The organism is Kribbella sp. NPDC004536 (assembly GCF_042873835.1).
Taxonomy (GTDB): domain Bacteria; phylum Actinomycetota; class Actinomycetes; order Propionibacteriales; family Kribbellaceae; genus Kribbella.
In genome coordinates this window covers 1,829,613-1,843,875 of the sequence record NZ_JBIALY010000002.1, presented here as the reverse complement: position 1 = coordinate 1,843,875, position 14,263 = coordinate 1,829,613, and the positions used below count along the sequence as shown (strand labels likewise).

Sequence of the window (14,263 nt, the reverse complement as noted above, 5' to 3'; positions counted from 1 at the left end):
CATGACGGGCGAGGACGACGGGGTCGTCCGCTCGTGGAACGACGAGGAAGGCTGGGGCGTCGTCGACTGCCCCAGCACCCCCGGCGGCTGCTGGACCCACTTCTCGGTGATCGACTCCGAGGGGTTCCGTTCGCTACCGCCGGGCGGCCCGGTCCGGGTCGAGTGGGAATCACCCGGCCAGGACGGGTACGACTACCGCGCGACGGCGGTCTACCGGTCGAGCTGATGATCCGTCCACTCGGCACCGGCCCACTGGGCCGGCGCCGAGTGGACGGACGGGTTGCCGCCGGGTGACACCGTCCGACGTCGGGTCGAGCGGTCGTCCGTCGGGCATCTGGGCACCGTCCTCGGCGAGATTGTCGCTGGCGGTGGCGAGCGTAGTGACGGCTGGGGGTCAGGGGTGCCGGAAGTTGTCGGTGGGGGGCGGTTTACTGAGGGGATGGGTGACTCGCCGCGGGATGTCGTCCGGGCTGCTTGTGCGGAGTTCGGGGAAGACGTCGTGATCGACTGGTGCGTCGGCTTCTTGTCCGGGGAGGTCTCGGGGGAGGAGGCGTACGGTGCCGCGCTGCCGAAGTTGGTCGCGATCACCGGGGTGAGCAACCCGGGCGGGTGGAAGTTGCCGGTGGATCCGGTCAACTACTACTGGGTGCGGGTGTGGGCCGCCCGGGTCTTCCTGTACGTCTGGCGCGACGACCTCGTCGACGTACTGCTGAAGGCGGCCGGCGATCCGGCGTGGCGGGTGCAGGAACACGTCGCGAAGATCACCGCGCAGCGTGAGCTCGGCCAACTCGTGGACGCGCTGCTCCCGCTGCTGGACCACGAGCTGCCCCGGGTCCGTGCCGCCGCCGTACGCGCGGTCGGCGCCGCCGGCGAGTACGAGCACGCCGAGGCGATCCGCCCCCTCACCGACGACCCAGACCAGACCGTCCGAGCCGCCGTAGAACGAGCCCTCGAAAGACTGGAGACCCGCCTTGACCGCCCCCTCCGCTGATCGCCCGATCTCCGCACGGGCGGCGACGCCGGCGGATGGGGCGGTCGTGGGGGAGGTTCATGCCGCGTCGTGGGGCGCGGCGTACGGGCCGCTCTTCTCCGCCGAGGTTGCGCAGGAAGGTGTCGCCAGTCGGTTGAGCCGGTGGCATGCGCGGCTCGCGGATGGTGAGGGGCTCGTGATGCTCGGGTTCGTGGGCGAGCGGGCGATGGCGATGTCGTGGTCGGGGCCGTCCGCGGCACGGTCCGGGTTCGCCGAGATCCACAGTTTCTACACGCATCCTGACGGATGGGGGACCGGCGTCTCGGTCGCGTTGATGGAGGCGACACTGCAACGGCTCGCAGCGGACGGATTCAGCCGCGTGCATCTGTGGACGCTGCGGGACACCCCGCAGTCGCGGCGGTTCTACACCAAGTGTGGGTTCCTCGAGACGGGAGCCACCCAGACCAGGGACTTCGGTGACGGCAACCCACTGCCACAGGTGGAGTACGAGCTAGTCCGCGAGGGCAGCGCGTAGCTTTCCGGCGTACTCCTCCGCCTCGGCGGTGTCGGCGTACTTCGTACGGGGCCAGAAGAACCCGCGCAGCCCGTCGCCCTTCGTGCGGGGTACGACGTGGACGTGCAGGTGCGGCACCGACTGCGACACGACGTTGTTGACGGCAACGAACGACCCCTGCGCATCGAAGGCGGAACGAACGGCGGCCGCCACCGAGCGGGCCGCGCCGAACAGCGGCACGGTCAGCTCGTCCGGCAGCTCGACGAGAGTCGGTACGTGGGTCCGCGGCACGATCAGCGTGTGCCCCTTGAACACCGGCCGGACGTCGAGGAAGCCGACGACCTCCGGGGTGTCCAGCACGAACTGCGCAGGTGTCGTACCGGCGATGATCGAACAGAACAAGCAATCCGCCATTAGCCCAGTTTCTCGTCCACGAAGCACCAGCGCCAAGTCTCGCCCGGTTCGAAGCTGCGCATCACCGGGTGCCGCGTCTCGGCGTTGTGCTTGCTCGCGTGTTTCATCACCGACGAGTCGCAGCACCCGACGTGACCGCAACCGAGGCACAGCCGCAGGTGTACCCACGTACCGCCCTCAGCCAGGCACTCCTCACAACCTTCCGGCGTGTTCGGTGTGACCACGACCGGTGCCTCCTCGAGGTGCGAGCAGGCACCGCCCGGCGGCAGCTTCGGCCGCAGGTCCTCGGAGCGGCCGCCGACGTCGTCGTCCTCGTCGCGGTCCAGGATCGACTCCTCGATGTCGAGCGCGTTCTGCGCCCGCTGTAGCACCTCGTCGGCGACCAGTCCGGCGTCGCGGACCTTGAGGATGTGCGAACGCTCCGCCTCGAGCATCGCGATCCGCAACCGCCGGTACGCCTCGCTCGGCGTCTCGTACTCGGTCTCCGGCCGCCCGAGCCGCTCCCACGCCGCCTGCGCTCGCGCCTCACCACGCTGCCGCAGAACGTCGAGCACGGCCGGTGGATCGGAGGGTGCCGCGAGCTCGTCGAGCTTCGCGATCGCGGCCCGGTGGGCGCCCTGCAGTACGGCGGCCTCCTGCAGCGCGTCCTCCGCCGGGTCGGGTCCTGGCAGCCGCAACCGCCGCACGAGCCACGGGAGCGTCGAGCCCTGGACGAGCAGCGTGCCCGCGGTGACGGCCAGTGCGATGAACACGAGTACTTCGCGGTGCGGTGTGTTCTCGGGCAGCGTGAAGACCGCCGCCAGCGTGACCACGCCGCGCATCCCGGCCCACGACACCACGATCAGCGCCCGCCGCGACACCGGCCCCGGGCGCGACGGGCCGAGGATCCGGCGGGACAGCAGCGTGGTCGGGATGATCCAGATCGGCCGCAGCAGTACGACCGCGAGGAACACCGCGATCGTCGTGGTCGCGATCAGCCAGCCGGGCAACGGACTGGCGCTGAGCTCGTCGAGGATCCACCGCGTCTGCAGGCCGATCAGCAGGAAGACCGTGTTCTCCAGCAGGAACTGGAATGTACGCCAGTTGGTCCGCTCCGACATCCGCGACTTGGCGGACTGGATGATCGGTGCCTTGTGCCCGAGCAGCAGCCCGGTGACGACGACGGCGAGTACGCCGGATGCGTGGACGTAGTGGTTCTCGGCGGCAATGTAGGCGACGAACGGCGCGGTCAGGCTGAGCGTGGTGTCCAGCACCGGGTCGGTGAACCGGCGGCGGATCTTCGCCAGTACGAACGTCACCACGAACCCGACGAGTACGCCGCCACCGGCCGCGCGCAGGAAGTCCAGGCCCACGTGCAGCACGGTCGGTGCGACGAGGGCCGCGGCGACGGCCGTCCGCAGGCAGACCAGGGCGGTCGCGTCGTTCATCAGGCTTTCGCCCTCGAGGATCGTCACGATCCGGCGGGGGAGACCGACGCGCTTGGCGATCGCGGTGGCGGCGACCGCGTCGGGCGGCGCGACGACGGCACCGATCGCGAACGCGGCCCAGAACGGCAGTGGCTTTGCGCCGATCGACTCCGCGACCGCGCCGAGCAGCCACCACGTCACCACCCCGACACCGAGTGCGGTGAACACGACCAGGCCGACCGACAGCAGCCCGATCGAGCGCCGGTGCTTGGTGAAGTCGACCAGGCTGGTCTTGATCGCGGCCGAGTACAGCAGCGGCGGCAGGAACCCGACCAGCACCACCTCGGGCGACAACTCGACCCGCGGGATGAACGGCAGGTACGACGCGGCGATCCCGATGACCACCAGCAGCAGAGGTGCGGACAGGCCGATCCGCCGCGCCAGCGCGGCGCCGGCCGCGACGACGGCGACGAGGGCCACGACCTCGATCGCGATATGCACGGGCACAGTGTCGCAGCGCGAGGCCGGTTTCCGCCCATCGGTTCGCCGACGGCTGAGGACGGGATCTGGTCAGCGGCCGGACAGTCCTCTAGCGTGTGCGAAGCGGGATCCGTCGATCACCTGGAGTGACTGATGCGCCGTCGTGTACTTGCCCTCACCGGTGTGCTCGCGCTGTTGCTGTCGCCGGTGGTCCCGGCCGCAGCGGACACGACTGTGACGAACGGCTGTGTCGACTCGGTGCCTGAGCCGGGCACGACGACGCCGGTGAGGATCTGCTACACCCTCTTCAGGCCTGCGACGGCGACGAGGCAGCACACCGTGCCACTGATCTTCCACAGTCACGGCTGGGGCGGTAGCCGGACGACGGACCCGGCGGCGTTCAAGGCGTGGCTCGACGCCGGGTTCGGCGTCCTGAGCTTCGACCAGCGGAGTTTCGGGCAGAGCACCGGCGTCGCGCACGTGATGAACCCGGACTACGAGGGCCGCGACGTGGTGAAGCTCGCCGACCTGGTCGCCGGGCTGGACTGGGTGACGCAGCAACGGCCGGGGGATCCGCTGATCGGCGCGATCGGCGGGTCGTACGGCGGTGGGTACCAGTTCGCCGGCGCCTTCACCGAGCTCCGGGACCGCGGCGCGACCCGGTTCGACGCGCTCGCTCCCGAGATCACCTGGTGGGATCTCAAGCAGAGCCTGGCACCGCAGGAAGCGGCTCGGACGATGTGGCTCTCGATCCTGTTCGCAGGCGGCGGGACGCACCTGCCGCCGGCGGTGTCGAAGGCGTTCGTGGCGCTGATCGCGACCGGTGCCTGGCCGACCGGGAAGGCGGGACGCGACCTGACCGCGTTCTTCGCGCACAACGGCCCCGCCTGGCACGTGTCGCAGGGCCGCAAGCTCGACATCCCGGTGCTGTTCGGCCAAGGCATCTCGGACAACCTGTTCAACCTCAACCAGGGCCTGATGAACTTCGACCACGCGCTGACGTCACGAGCCCGGGCGCGGTCGATCTTCGTCGGCTACAACGGCGGTCACACCCTGCCGGCGGTCGTACCACCCGGCTATGCGACAGCCGGAGATCCGTGCTCGATCGCGCTCGGCTCGCCGAACTTCGCCGGCCTGTCGCTCCGGTTCATGCAGCAACAGCTGCTGCACCAGCGGACCGGGCTCACCGGGTTCGGCACGTACCACCTGTCGACCGCCGCGGGTCGTTGCCTCACGCAACGAAGCCTGACGCCGAACAAGACGTACAAGCTGGGCAAGATCGTCACGCCGACCGGTATCGGCCTGCCGGTCAACCTGCCGATCGCCAAGGGCCCGATCACGGTCGCCGGTACACCGACGGTGACCGCGAACGTCTACACGGTGATCCCACAGTCGGCGGCGTACTTCGCCTTGAGTGTCGGCAAGAACCCGCTCACCGCGAAGGTCGTCCAGAACAACACCATGCCGCTACGCGAGAAGCACACAGCCCGCGGAGTACGTCGTACGTTCGAACTCCCCGCGATCGCCGTGGACGTCCCGGCCGGCCAGAACCTCTACCTGACAGTCGCCCCGGTCGCAGACATGTACGCCGGCCAACGCGGCCCACTCCCGGGCGCCATGATGCTCAAGGACGGCACCCTGAACGTCCACCAGGTGCGCTAGCGGACCTTGTCGAGGTGGGTCTTGTAGACGGTGAGGAACGGCTCCTCGGTCGACACGGCCTCGGCCAGCCAGTCGCAGGTCTGCCGGGCGGTGGCGATCACGTCCGGCGGGTAGGAGTACTTCACCTGGTGCTCGGCGAACTCGTCCTCGTCGTCGATGAACACGGTGCCGTCGCGGCGCTTGATGACGTCCAGGTCGAGGTCGATCATCGTCACCACGTCGCCGGAGAACTCCACCGGCGTGGTGATGTCGGCGTAGATCTCGGTGTAGCGCGGTTCGTCGTTGAAGATCGCGGTGAACCACTTGTCCCGCGGGAACAACTGGACGTGCGCCTGCTCCTGCGTCACCACCGGTTCGTCACCACGCTGCGACACGGACCCGGCCGGTGCTCCGAGCCACACGCCGTACTCGTCCTCGCCGAGGTACCGCATCCACTGGTGCCAGTGCAGCTTCTCGTCGTACTTGCGGTAAACCACCCGGACGTTACGCATAACCCTCAACCTATCCCTCGACGGGGCGACTGCAGGTTCCTGCAACTTTGCGCTCGGGAGTGGACCTGTCGCGGTGCGCCACCGCAGGATGGAGTGGTGCCGGCCCACGCCGTCATGAGACCGGCCCCAGGTGGCTCAGGGGGGCTCCTAGCCGCCGGGGGCCGGTTGCCGCCCGAGTGCGCGGATCTGCTCGAGGTACGGCTTGTACGCCGTCACGAAGGGCTCGGCGGTCGAGATGGTGGCCGCCAGGTGGTCGCAGACGGCCTGGGCGGTGGCGACGATCTGCGGTGGGTAGTTGTACCGGATCCGGTGTTCGTGGAACTCGTCCTCGTCCATCACGTGCACGGTGCCGTCGCGGAGCAGGCGGATGTCGAGGTCCAGGTCGACCGCGGTCACCGAGTCGACGCCGAACTCGGGTGGCATCGTGATGTCGCAGTAGATCGCGGTCTGGTGCGGTGTGTCGTTGAACAACGCGCTCCACCACTGGCCGCGCGGGAACAGCCGGACCCGGTGGTGGTCGATCGACTTCCAGGTGCCGTCGGCGCGCTGGCCCTGGCTGCCGGGGAGTGACCCGACCCACAGCCCGTGCTCGTCCTCGCCCAGGCGGATCGCTTCGACCAGACGATGCGGCTGCCCGTCGTACTTCCGGAACAAGGTCCTCACCATCTCCACCTGATCACCCTAGGTGAGACGAAGCACACCTCCGAACCAGCCACACGCGGGTAGCGTCTTGGAATGTGAGAGCATTCGAGGACGACCCGCGGGAGGAGCTCGATGCGCGTGCTGGAGACGGTTGAGGGTCCGGACGACCTCAAGAAGCTGACCGATCAACAGCTGACCGATCTGGCGACCGAGATCAGGGACGTGCTGGTCGACACCGTGACCCGCACCGGCGGCCACCTCGGCCCGAACCTCGGCATGGTCGAGATCACCCTGGCGATGCACCGGGTGTTCGACTCACCGCGGGACCGGCTGGTGTTCGACATCGGCCACCAGGCGTACGTGCACAAGCTGGTCACCGGCCGCGCGAAGTCGTTCGGCACGCTCCGTCAGGAAGGCGGCCTGTCCGGGTACCCGAGCCAGGCCGAGTCCGGGCACGACATCGTCGAGAACTGCCACGCCTCGACCGCGCTGTCGTACGCCGACGGCCTGGCCAAGGCGTACCGGCTGCGCGGCGAGAACCGGCACGTGGTCGCGGTGATCGGCGACGGTGCGCTGACCGGCGGGATGGCCTGGGAGGCGCTGAACAACATCGCCGCCGCCAAGGACCTGAACCTGGTCATCATCGTCAACGACAACGGCCGGTCGTACAGCCCGACCGTCGGCGGCCTGGCCACCCACCTGACCAGCCTGCGGACCAACCCGCGGTACGAGAAGATCCTCGACCTGATCAAGAAGAACCTCGGCCGGACGCCGTACGTCGGCCCGCCGATGTACGAGGTGCTGCACGGGGTGAAGAAGGGCCTCAAGGACATGCTCGCCCCGCAGGGCATGTTCGAGGACCTCGGCCTGAAGTACGTCGGCCCGGTGGACGGCCACGACCGGAACGCGCTCGAGGACGCGCTGCGCAACGCGAAGTCCTTCGGCGGCCCGGTGATCGTGCACGCGGTCACCAAGAAGGGCTTCGGCTATCCTGCGGCCGAGCAGGACGAGGAGGACAACCTCCACCAGGTCCGCCCGGCGAACAAGCCACGTGGCTGGACCGACGTGTTCTCCGACGAGCTGGTGAAGATCGGCCACCGGCGTCCGGACGTGGTCGCGATCACCGCGGCGATGCTGCATCCGACCGGCCTCGCGCCGTTCGCGGAGGAGTTCCCGGATCGGACCTTCGACGTCGGGATCGCCGAGCAGCACGCGGTGACCAGTGCCGCCGGCCTCGCGCTGGGTGGCCTGCACCCGGTCGTGTGCCTGTACTCCACGTTCCTGAACCGCGCGTTCGACCAGGTCCTGATGGACGTCGCGCTGCACAAGTGCGGCGTCACGTTCGTCCTCGACCGGGCGGGCGTCACGGGTGACGACGGACCGACCCACAACGGCGTGTACGACATGTCGCTGCTGCAGCTCGTCCCGGGCCTGCGGCTCGCGGCGCCGCGGGACGGCAAGCGCCTGCAGGAGCTGCTCGACGAGGCGGTCGACGTGAACGACGTGCCGACCGCGCTGCGCTTCGCGAAGGGCGAGGTGTTCCCGGACATCGAGGCGATCGACCGCGTCGGCAACCTCGACGTCCTGAAGCGATCCGGTCAGGACGTCCTGCTGGTCGGTATCGGGTCGATGGCGGCCACCGCGATGGACGTCGCCCAGCGCCTCGAGGCGCACGGGTACGGCGTGACCGTGGTCGATCCGCGCTGGGTCAAGCCGGTCGACGAGAAGCTGGTCGAGCTGGCCGCGGACTTCAAGCTGGTCGTGTCGATCGAGGACAACGGCCGCGCCGGCAGCTGCGGCGGGATGATCGCGCAGGCGCTCCGGGACGGCGGCGTCCAGACCCCGTTCCGCGACTTCGGCGTACCGCAGGTGTTCCTCGAGCACGCGAAGCGGGCCGCCGTACTGCAGGAGATCGGGCTGACCGGCCAGGAGGTGGCTCGGGAGATCACCGAGCAGCTGACGCAGCACGTCGGTGACGCGTTCAACGAGCCGGCCGGCGGCCGGAACGCCTAGCCAGGGTCAATGGCCGAGGGGGGAGGGCGGCACAGCCGGCATGCGGCCGGCCGCCGCCGGAGATCGCGGCTCTGGCCGATCCTGCTGTCGCTCGTCCTGGTGGCGGCAGCGGTCGCGGGCGGTCTCGCCCTGCACAGGTCGAGCCAGGACGACGACGCTGCTGCGAACGCCGGTCCGAGTACGCCCGCGATCGATCTGGCGGCGCGGTCGGCGGCCGTCAACGAGGTGCTGAAGCGGCGGTCGCAGGCGGTGCTGACCGGCAACGAGCAGGAGTTCGTCGCCGACGTCGACCCCGCCGACACCAAGCTCGTCGCCCGGCAGCGGGTCCTGTTCACGAACCTGCGCCAGTTCGGCTTCGCCAAGCTCTCGTACCAGCAGCTCGCCCAGCAGTACGACGACACGATCGCGCTGAAGTACGGCCCGTCGACGTACCTGGTCGCGATCGCGATGGAGTACCAGATCCGCGGCATCGACCTGGTACCGGTCCGCGCGATGCTCGGGTACACGTTCAGCCGGCGGGCCAACGGCACCTGGATGCTGGTGTCCGACTCGGACCTCGACCAGCGGCTGCCGCGCGGCTCACACCAGGAGGCGTGGGACTTCGGCCCGGTACTGGTGAAGCGTGCGCCGCGGGTGCTCGTGGTGGTCGAGCAGGGGCAGGACGCGCTCGCGAACAAGTTCGTCACGATGTCGCAGAGCGCCGTACAGGCCGTCTCGAAGAACTGGCCCGGCGGGTGGAACGGCTCCGGGCTGGTGATCGCGCTCGACGACAAGGTCGTCCGCGGCGCCGACTACACCCAGCCGAAGAACGCCGAGGACGCGCTCGCGATGGCGACCTGGGTGTACCGCACGCTGCCCGGTGAGGTCACCGGCGAGGGGGAGCGGGCCGACTCGTACGTCGTGGTGAACCCGAACAACCGGGGCAAGGTCGACGCCCGCACGCTGGCCCACGAGTTCACCCACGTGGCCACCGCGCCGTACGGACCGTACGCCCCGCGCTGGATGGTCGAGGGCGCCGCGACGTACATCGAGTTCCTGAACATGCCCGGCCAGAAGGACCTCGCGATCACGCAGTACCGGCAGGACGTGCGGACGAAGTACCTGGCGAAGGCCACCGGCCTGCCGCCGGACGCGACGTTCTTCGACCACGCCGACAGCTCGTACCCGTTGTCCTGGCTGGCGGTCGACTACCTGTGGACCAGGTTCGGCAGCGTCGAGGTCGGCACGCTGTACCAGGAGCTCGCGTCGCTCGGCACCACCCAGAAGGACCGCGACCGGATCATGCTCGAACACGTCGGGATGACCGAGGCCGGACTTTTCCGCGCGCTGAAAGCTGCCGCGGCAGCGTAAACCGGCGGCGTCGAGTAGGGTGGCCCGGCTGCGAACCATCGGGTACTCGGAGGGGAACCGCCCGTAGTGAGTGCAACGACGCCCAATCTCCGCCGCTGGTCAGGTCTCCTGCTGGCGGTGGCACTGGTTTCGGGCGGCGTCGTCTACACCGTTGAACAACGGCACCAGGACGCGCGCGCCCGGGTCGCCGTCACGGCCCCGCCGCCGGCCACGACGACGCCCAAGCCGTCCAGGATCGCGGCCGCCGTCGCCGCCCGGCGGCTCGCGATCGACCTGATCCTGGTGCGCCGCGCGCAGGCCGTGCAGACCGGCAACGAGCAGCTGTTCCTGGCCGACATCGATCCGGCCAACAAGAAGCTCGTCGCGGCGCAGAAGATCCTGTTCGCGAACCTGGTCGAGATCGGCTTCGCGGAACTCGGGTACAGCCAGGCCGAGGAACGCTTCAACCCGGAGCTCCTGAAGGCGCACGGCAGTACGACGTACCTGGTCCGGGTGCTGATGCGGTACCAGATCCCCAAGGTCGACTTCACGCCGGTGACGACCGAGCTCGGGTACACGTTCATCGCCCGCGGCGGGCACTGGCTGCTCACGTCGGACAGCGAACTCGACAACGACCTCGCGCCGGGCGCGCACCGGGAGGCGTGGGACCTCGGCCGGATCGAGGTGCAACGCTCGCCGCGGGTGATGGCGATCGTCGAGAAGGGTGACACCGTGCGCGGGCGGGCGATCGTGCACGCCGCGAACGAGGGCCTCGCCGAGGTCACGGCGTACTGGCCGCTGAAGTTCAACGGGTCGGTACTGGTGATCGCGCTCGACGAGACCGACGTCCGCGACGCCAGGTTCGCCGACGAGGACATCGAGTCCGCGGCCAGTACCGGGTCCACGTTCTCGTCGCTGCCCGGTCAGGACACCGTCGACGGTACGGTCGCCGGCGGGTACATCGTGATCAACCCGAACCAGCGCGACCAGGTCGACGAGATCCTGCTGTCGCACGAGATCACCCACGTCGTCACCGCCGCGCTCGGCGGGTACGAACCGCTGTGGCTCGCCGAAGGGTCGGCGGAATACGTGTCCTGGCGGGGGATCGAGGCCCTCAGCGGACCGGGCGAGGTCGCGAAGTGGGAGCAGGAGGTCGTCGACACCGCGATACCGCAGCTGACCTCGCTGCCGAGCGACGCCGGCTTCTACCAGAACTCCGCGGACGTGTACGGCGTGAGCTGGCTGGCTGTCCGCTTCCTCGTGCAGCGGATCGGGCTCGACAAGGTCGAGGAACTGTACGAGGACATGGCGCGGAACGGGGTCGACCAGACAGCGCGCGACCGCATCCTTCAGGACCGGACAGGCCTCACCGAGGCGACGTTGTGGACGTCACTGACAACATACCGGCCACAACGCTGAGTGGCGGTTTGACCTCATCCGGTGAGAGGGTCCAATCTCGAAAGGATCCGTCCACCTCGAGGAGGCGCTAATGAGTCTTGTGCGGAAGAAGACGATCGAGCAGTCGATCGCCGACACGGACGAGCCGGAGTACCAGCTCAAGAAACGCCTCACCGCGATCGACCTGACCGTCTTCGGGATCGGTGTGATCATCGGTGCCGGTATCTTCACCCTGACCGGTCGCGCCGCCAAGCTGTACGCCGGTCCCGGGATCGCGCTGTCGTTCGTCCTGGCCGCCGTCTGCTGCGCGCTGGCCGCCCTGTGCTACGCCGAGTTCTCGTCCACCGTGCCGGTGTCGGGATCGGCGTACACGTTCTCGTACTTCTCCCTGGGCGAGATCTTCGCCTGGATCATCGGCTGGGACCTGCTGCTCGAACTGATGCTCGGGGCAAGCGTCGTGTCGCAGGGCTGGTCGACGTACGCGAAACTGTTCCTCGACCAGATCGGCCTCGGCTGGCCGGACTCGATCGGGCCGGACAGCCACGTGAACGTGCTCGCGATGCTGCTGGTCCTGGTGCTCGCGACGCTGGCCACGATCGGCATCAAGGAGTCCATGCGCGTCAACCTGGTGCTGGTCGCGATCAAGCTCTTCGTCGTGCTGTTCGTGATCGTCGCCGGCCTGTTCTACATCAAGGGCTCGAACCTGTCGCCGTTCATTCCGCCGAGCGTCCCGTCGCCCAACGCGCACGTCGACATCACCACCCCGCTGATCCAGGCGATCTTCGGCGTGCCGTCGACGTTCGGTGTGATGGGGCTCGTCTCCGGTGCGTCGCTGGTGTTCTTCGCGTTCATCGGGTTCGACGTGGTCGCGACCACCGCCGAAGAGGCGAAGAACCCGCAGCGCGACCTGCCGCGCGGCATCATCGGCTCGCTCGCGATCTGCACCGTGCTGTACGTGCTGGTCTGCATCGTGATCACCGGCATGATCAAGTACACCGACATCAACAGTGAGGCCGCGCTGGCGGAGGCGTTCAAGTCGGTCGGCCGCGGGAGCTTCGCGACCCTGATCTCGGCCGGTGCGGTCGCGGGTCTGACGACGGTCGTACTGACCCTGATGATCGGCGCCGCGCGCGTCGTGTTCGCGATGAGCCGCGACCACCTGATGCCGAAGCAGCTCGGCAAGACGCACCCCAAGTGGGGTACGCCGTACCGCCTGACGATCGGCATCGGCGTCGTCGTCGCGATCGTCGCCGGCGTCACCCCGATCGGGAAGCTCGAGGAGATGGTGAACATCGGCACGCTGGCCGCGTTCACGCTGGTCTCGATCGCCGTTCCGCTGCTGCGTCGCAGCCGGCCCGACATCAAGCGCTCGTTCACGGTGCCGGGCAACCCGGTGATCCCGATCCTGGCCGCGCTGATCTGCATCTACCTGATGCTGAACCTGTCGATCGAGACCTGGATCCGGTTCCTGGTCTGGATGGTGCTCGGCTTCGTCATCTACGCGGTGTACGGCTACCGGAAGAGCCGCGTCGGGATCGAGCAGAAGACCGGCGAGGTCCAGAAAGCCTGATCCTCGTCCCCCGGACGGCCGGCCGGCCGATAGGATCGGCCGACCGTTCGAGGGGGCCACCCATGAAGTACCCGAAACGCCTGTACGCGGGCGTTGCCGCGCTGGCGCTCGCTGCGTCCGGCGCGGTTGTCGTTGTCCGGGGCCGGCACGGGGGCGATGCGCCGCCCGCTGGTGATGCTCCCGCTGCTGTAGCGGTGACCCCTACCGTTGCGCAGGAGACGGCGCGGAAGAAGGCGGTCGACGTACTGCTGGCCGCGCGGTCGACTGCGGTGTTGAAAGGTGACCTCAAGGGGTTCCTGGCTGCGGTGGATCCGAAGCAGCCGGCGTTGGTGGCGCGGCAGACGTTGTTGTTCACGAACCTGCGCAAGTTCGGGCTGAGTTCGCTGAAGTACTACACCGCGGACGCGTTCCGGCCGATCCCGGGGCTGGTGGACAAGTTCGGGGCGGCGACGTTCTCGACCCGGGTGATGATGCGGTACCAGCTAAGTGGGCTCGATCCGCAGCCGGTGCAGACCGATCTCGGGTACTCGTTCGTACCTCGGTCCGGTGGTTGGGTGCTGGTCGACGACTCGGCGGCCGACGAGTACCTGAGCGCGGACGGGCATCACCAGCCGTGGGACTTCAGCGAGGTCGTCGTCGTCCGGCGGGGGAGTGTCGCGGTGGTCGTGGACAAGAAGGAAGCGAGCATCGGGACGAAGGTCGCGCAGGTCGCCTCGAAAGCGGTGAAGTCGGTACAGAAGCACTGGAAGCGGCCGTGGAACGGCGCGGTGCTGGTGGTCGCGATGCCGCAGAACAGCGTGATGTCGACGCTGTGGACGTCCGGGAGTGGTGAGGGGTGGACGATCGCGGCGAAGGCGGTGACGCTGTTCGAGGGCGAGCAGATGGGTCAGCCGATCGGCCGTCCGATCGGGAGCCGGATCGTGGTGAACCCGGCGTTGCGGAAGAAGCTCGACAAGGACCTGCTGGTCCACGAGATGACCCACGTCGCCACCGCCACCCTAGGGCTGAAGGCGCCGATCTGGGCCGTCGAGGGGTTGGCCGAGTACGTCCGCTGCCGCTCGATCGAGGACGACCCGCACTGGTCCGTCGACCCGTACCGCAAGCGGGTCAGGTCCCAGTACCTCCCGAAACTGAAGACCCTGCCCGACCGCACCACCTTCGACACCAACGCAGACCAGGCGTACGGCACGAGCTGGTGGGTGGTCGAATACCTGGCCAACAAACTAGGCGAAAAGAAACTGGCCACCCTCTACACAGACCTGGCCCAACACGGCCAATCAGTCCTGCAAAAGGACACCGGCCAAACCCCAACCCAACTAGCCACCGCCACCAAAACCTTCAAAGGCTGACAACCCACCATCTACCAGGCGACGA

General features: G+C 68.5%; 13 protein-coding genes. 9 read left to right on the top strand and 4 right to left on the bottom strand.

Features of this window, described 5'->3' with window-relative positions:
* Position 1 precedes the first annotated feature (1 nt).
* The 3 genes from ACFYRU_RS23605 to ACFYRU_RS23595 all read left to right on the top strand — a co-directional run bounded on the left by ACFYRU_RS23605 (position 2) and on the right by ACFYRU_RS23595 (position 1,505).
* Positions 2 to 226, top strand: coding sequence for a cold-shock protein (locus ACFYRU_RS23605; protein ID WP_387662375.1), 225 nt, complete (start codon positions 2 to 4; stop codon positions 224 to 226).
* Positions 227 to 439: 213 nt separating this feature from the next.
* The gene (locus tag ACFYRU_RS23600) at positions 440 to 991 is read left to right on the top strand and encodes a HEAT repeat domain-containing protein (RefSeq protein ID WP_387662373.1); all 552 of its coding nucleotides are present in this window, start codon (positions 440 to 442) and stop codon (positions 989 to 991) included.
* A 46-nt stretch (positions 992 to 1,037) separates the two neighbouring features.
* A complete protein-coding gene (locus ACFYRU_RS23595) occupies positions 1,038 to 1,505 on the top strand; it encodes a GNAT family N-acetyltransferase (protein ID WP_387662371.1) in 468 nt (155 codons plus the stop codon).
* Here ACFYRU_RS23595 and ACFYRU_RS23590 read toward each other — a convergent pair.
* Complete coding sequence (locus ACFYRU_RS23590; protein ID WP_387662369.1) at positions 1,482 to 1,898, bottom strand: HIT family protein; 417 nt, start codon at positions 1,896 to 1,898, stop codon at positions 1,482 to 1,484. The genes ACFYRU_RS23595 and ACFYRU_RS23590 overlap by 24 nt on opposite strands.
* Positions 1,898 to 3,805 carry a Na+/H+ antiporter gene (locus ACFYRU_RS23585; RefSeq protein ID WP_387662368.1) on the bottom strand — a complete coding sequence of 636 codons (1,908 nt, stop codon included), beginning with the start codon at positions 3,803 to 3,805 and terminating at the stop codon, positions 1,898 to 1,900. Before ACFYRU_RS23585 ends, ACFYRU_RS23590 begins: the two co-directional genes overlap by 1 nt.
* Before the next feature lie 132 nt (positions 3,806 to 3,937).
* Here ACFYRU_RS23585 and ACFYRU_RS23580 point away from each other — a divergent pair, with 132 nt between their 5' ends.
* On the top strand, positions 3,938 to 5,446 hold the full coding sequence (locus ACFYRU_RS23580) for a CocE/NonD family hydrolase (RefSeq protein ID WP_387662366.1): 1,509 nt from the start codon (positions 3,938 to 3,940) through the stop codon (positions 5,444 to 5,446).
* On the opposite strand, the gene ACFYRU_RS23575 is transcribed toward ACFYRU_RS23580, so the two are convergent.
* Together ACFYRU_RS23575 and ACFYRU_RS23570 are read right to left on the bottom strand one after the other, a co-directional pair.
* Entirely contained in the window at positions 5,443 to 5,937 is a 495-nt protein-coding gene (locus tag ACFYRU_RS23575; RefSeq protein ID WP_387662364.1) for a DUF402 domain-containing protein, read from the bottom strand. The genes ACFYRU_RS23580 and ACFYRU_RS23575 overlap by 4 nt on opposite strands.
* A gap of 147 nt (positions 5,938 to 6,084) precedes the next feature.
* Complete coding sequence (locus tag ACFYRU_RS23570; RefSeq protein WP_387662944.1) at positions 6,085 to 6,603, bottom strand: DUF402 domain-containing protein; 519 nt, start codon at positions 6,601 to 6,603, stop codon at positions 6,085 to 6,087.
* A gap of 108 nt (positions 6,604 to 6,711) precedes the next feature.
* On the opposite strand from ACFYRU_RS23570, the gene dxs reads away from it, so the two are divergent.
* From dxs to ACFYRU_RS23545, 5 genes are all read left to right on the top strand, one after another.
* Entirely contained in the window at positions 6,712 to 8,592 is a 1,881-nt protein-coding gene (gene dxs / locus ACFYRU_RS23565; RefSeq protein ID WP_387662362.1) for a 1-deoxy-D-xylulose-5-phosphate synthase, read from the top strand.
* 9 nt (positions 8,593 to 8,601) lie between these two features.
* On the top strand, positions 8,602 to 9,942 hold the full coding sequence (locus ACFYRU_RS23560; RefSeq protein ID WP_387662360.1) for a hypothetical protein: 1,341 nt from the start codon (positions 8,602 to 8,604) through the stop codon (positions 9,940 to 9,942).
* Between the two features lie 117 nt (positions 9,943 to 10,059).
* The gene (locus ACFYRU_RS23555; RefSeq protein ID WP_387662358.1) at positions 10,060 to 11,340 is read left to right on the top strand and encodes a hypothetical protein; all 1,281 of its coding nucleotides are present in this window, start codon (positions 10,060 to 10,062) and stop codon (positions 11,338 to 11,340) included.
* Between the two features lie 70 nt (positions 11,341 to 11,410).
* Positions 11,411 to 12,889, top strand: a complete 1,479-nt coding sequence (locus ACFYRU_RS23550) for an amino acid permease (protein ID WP_387662357.1) — start codon at positions 11,411 to 11,413, stop codon at positions 12,887 to 12,889.
* Positions 12,890 to 12,951: 62 nt separating this feature from the next.
* The gene (locus ACFYRU_RS23545) at positions 12,952 to 14,238 is read left to right on the top strand and encodes a hypothetical protein (protein WP_387662355.1); all 1,287 of its coding nucleotides are present in this window, start codon (positions 12,952 to 12,954) and stop codon (positions 14,236 to 14,238) included.
* The last annotated feature ends 25 nt before the right edge of the window (positions 14,239 to 14,263 follow it).

Coding starts and splice junctions, on each gene's coding strand:
- ACFYRU_RS23575 (WP_387662364.1), bottom strand. CDS start 5,937: ATGCGTAACGTCCGGGTGGTTTACCGCAAGTACGACGAGAAGCTGCAC.
- ACFYRU_RS23605 (WP_387662375.1), top strand. CDS start 2: ATGACGGGCGAGGACGACGGGGTCGTCCGCTCGTGGAACGACGAGGAA.
- ACFYRU_RS23545 (WP_387662355.1), top strand. CDS start 12,952: ATGAAGTACCCGAAACGCCTGTACGCGGGCGTTGCCGCGCTGGCGCTC.
- dxs (WP_387662362.1), top strand. CDS start 6,712: ATGCGCGTGCTGGAGACGGTTGAGGGTCCGGACGACCTCAAGAAGCTG.
- ACFYRU_RS23560 (WP_387662360.1), top strand. CDS start 8,602: ATGGCCGAGGGGGGAGGGCGGCACAGCCGGCATGCGGCCGGCCGCCGC.
- ACFYRU_RS23580 (WP_387662366.1), top strand. CDS start 3,938: ATGCGCCGTCGTGTACTTGCCCTCACCGGTGTGCTCGCGCTGTTGCTG.
- ACFYRU_RS23570 (WP_387662944.1), bottom strand. CDS start 6,603: ATGGTGAGGACCTTGTTCCGGAAGTACGACGGGCAGCCGCATCGTCTG.
- ACFYRU_RS23550 (WP_387662357.1), top strand. CDS start 11,411: ATGAGTCTTGTGCGGAAGAAGACGATCGAGCAGTCGATCGCCGACACG.
- ACFYRU_RS23590 (WP_387662369.1), bottom strand. CDS start 1,898: ATGGCGGATTGCTTGTTCTGTTCGATCATCGCCGGTACGACACCTGCG.
- ACFYRU_RS23600 (WP_387662373.1), top strand. CDS start 440: ATGGGTGACTCGCCGCGGGATGTCGTCCGGGCTGCTTGTGCGGAGTTC.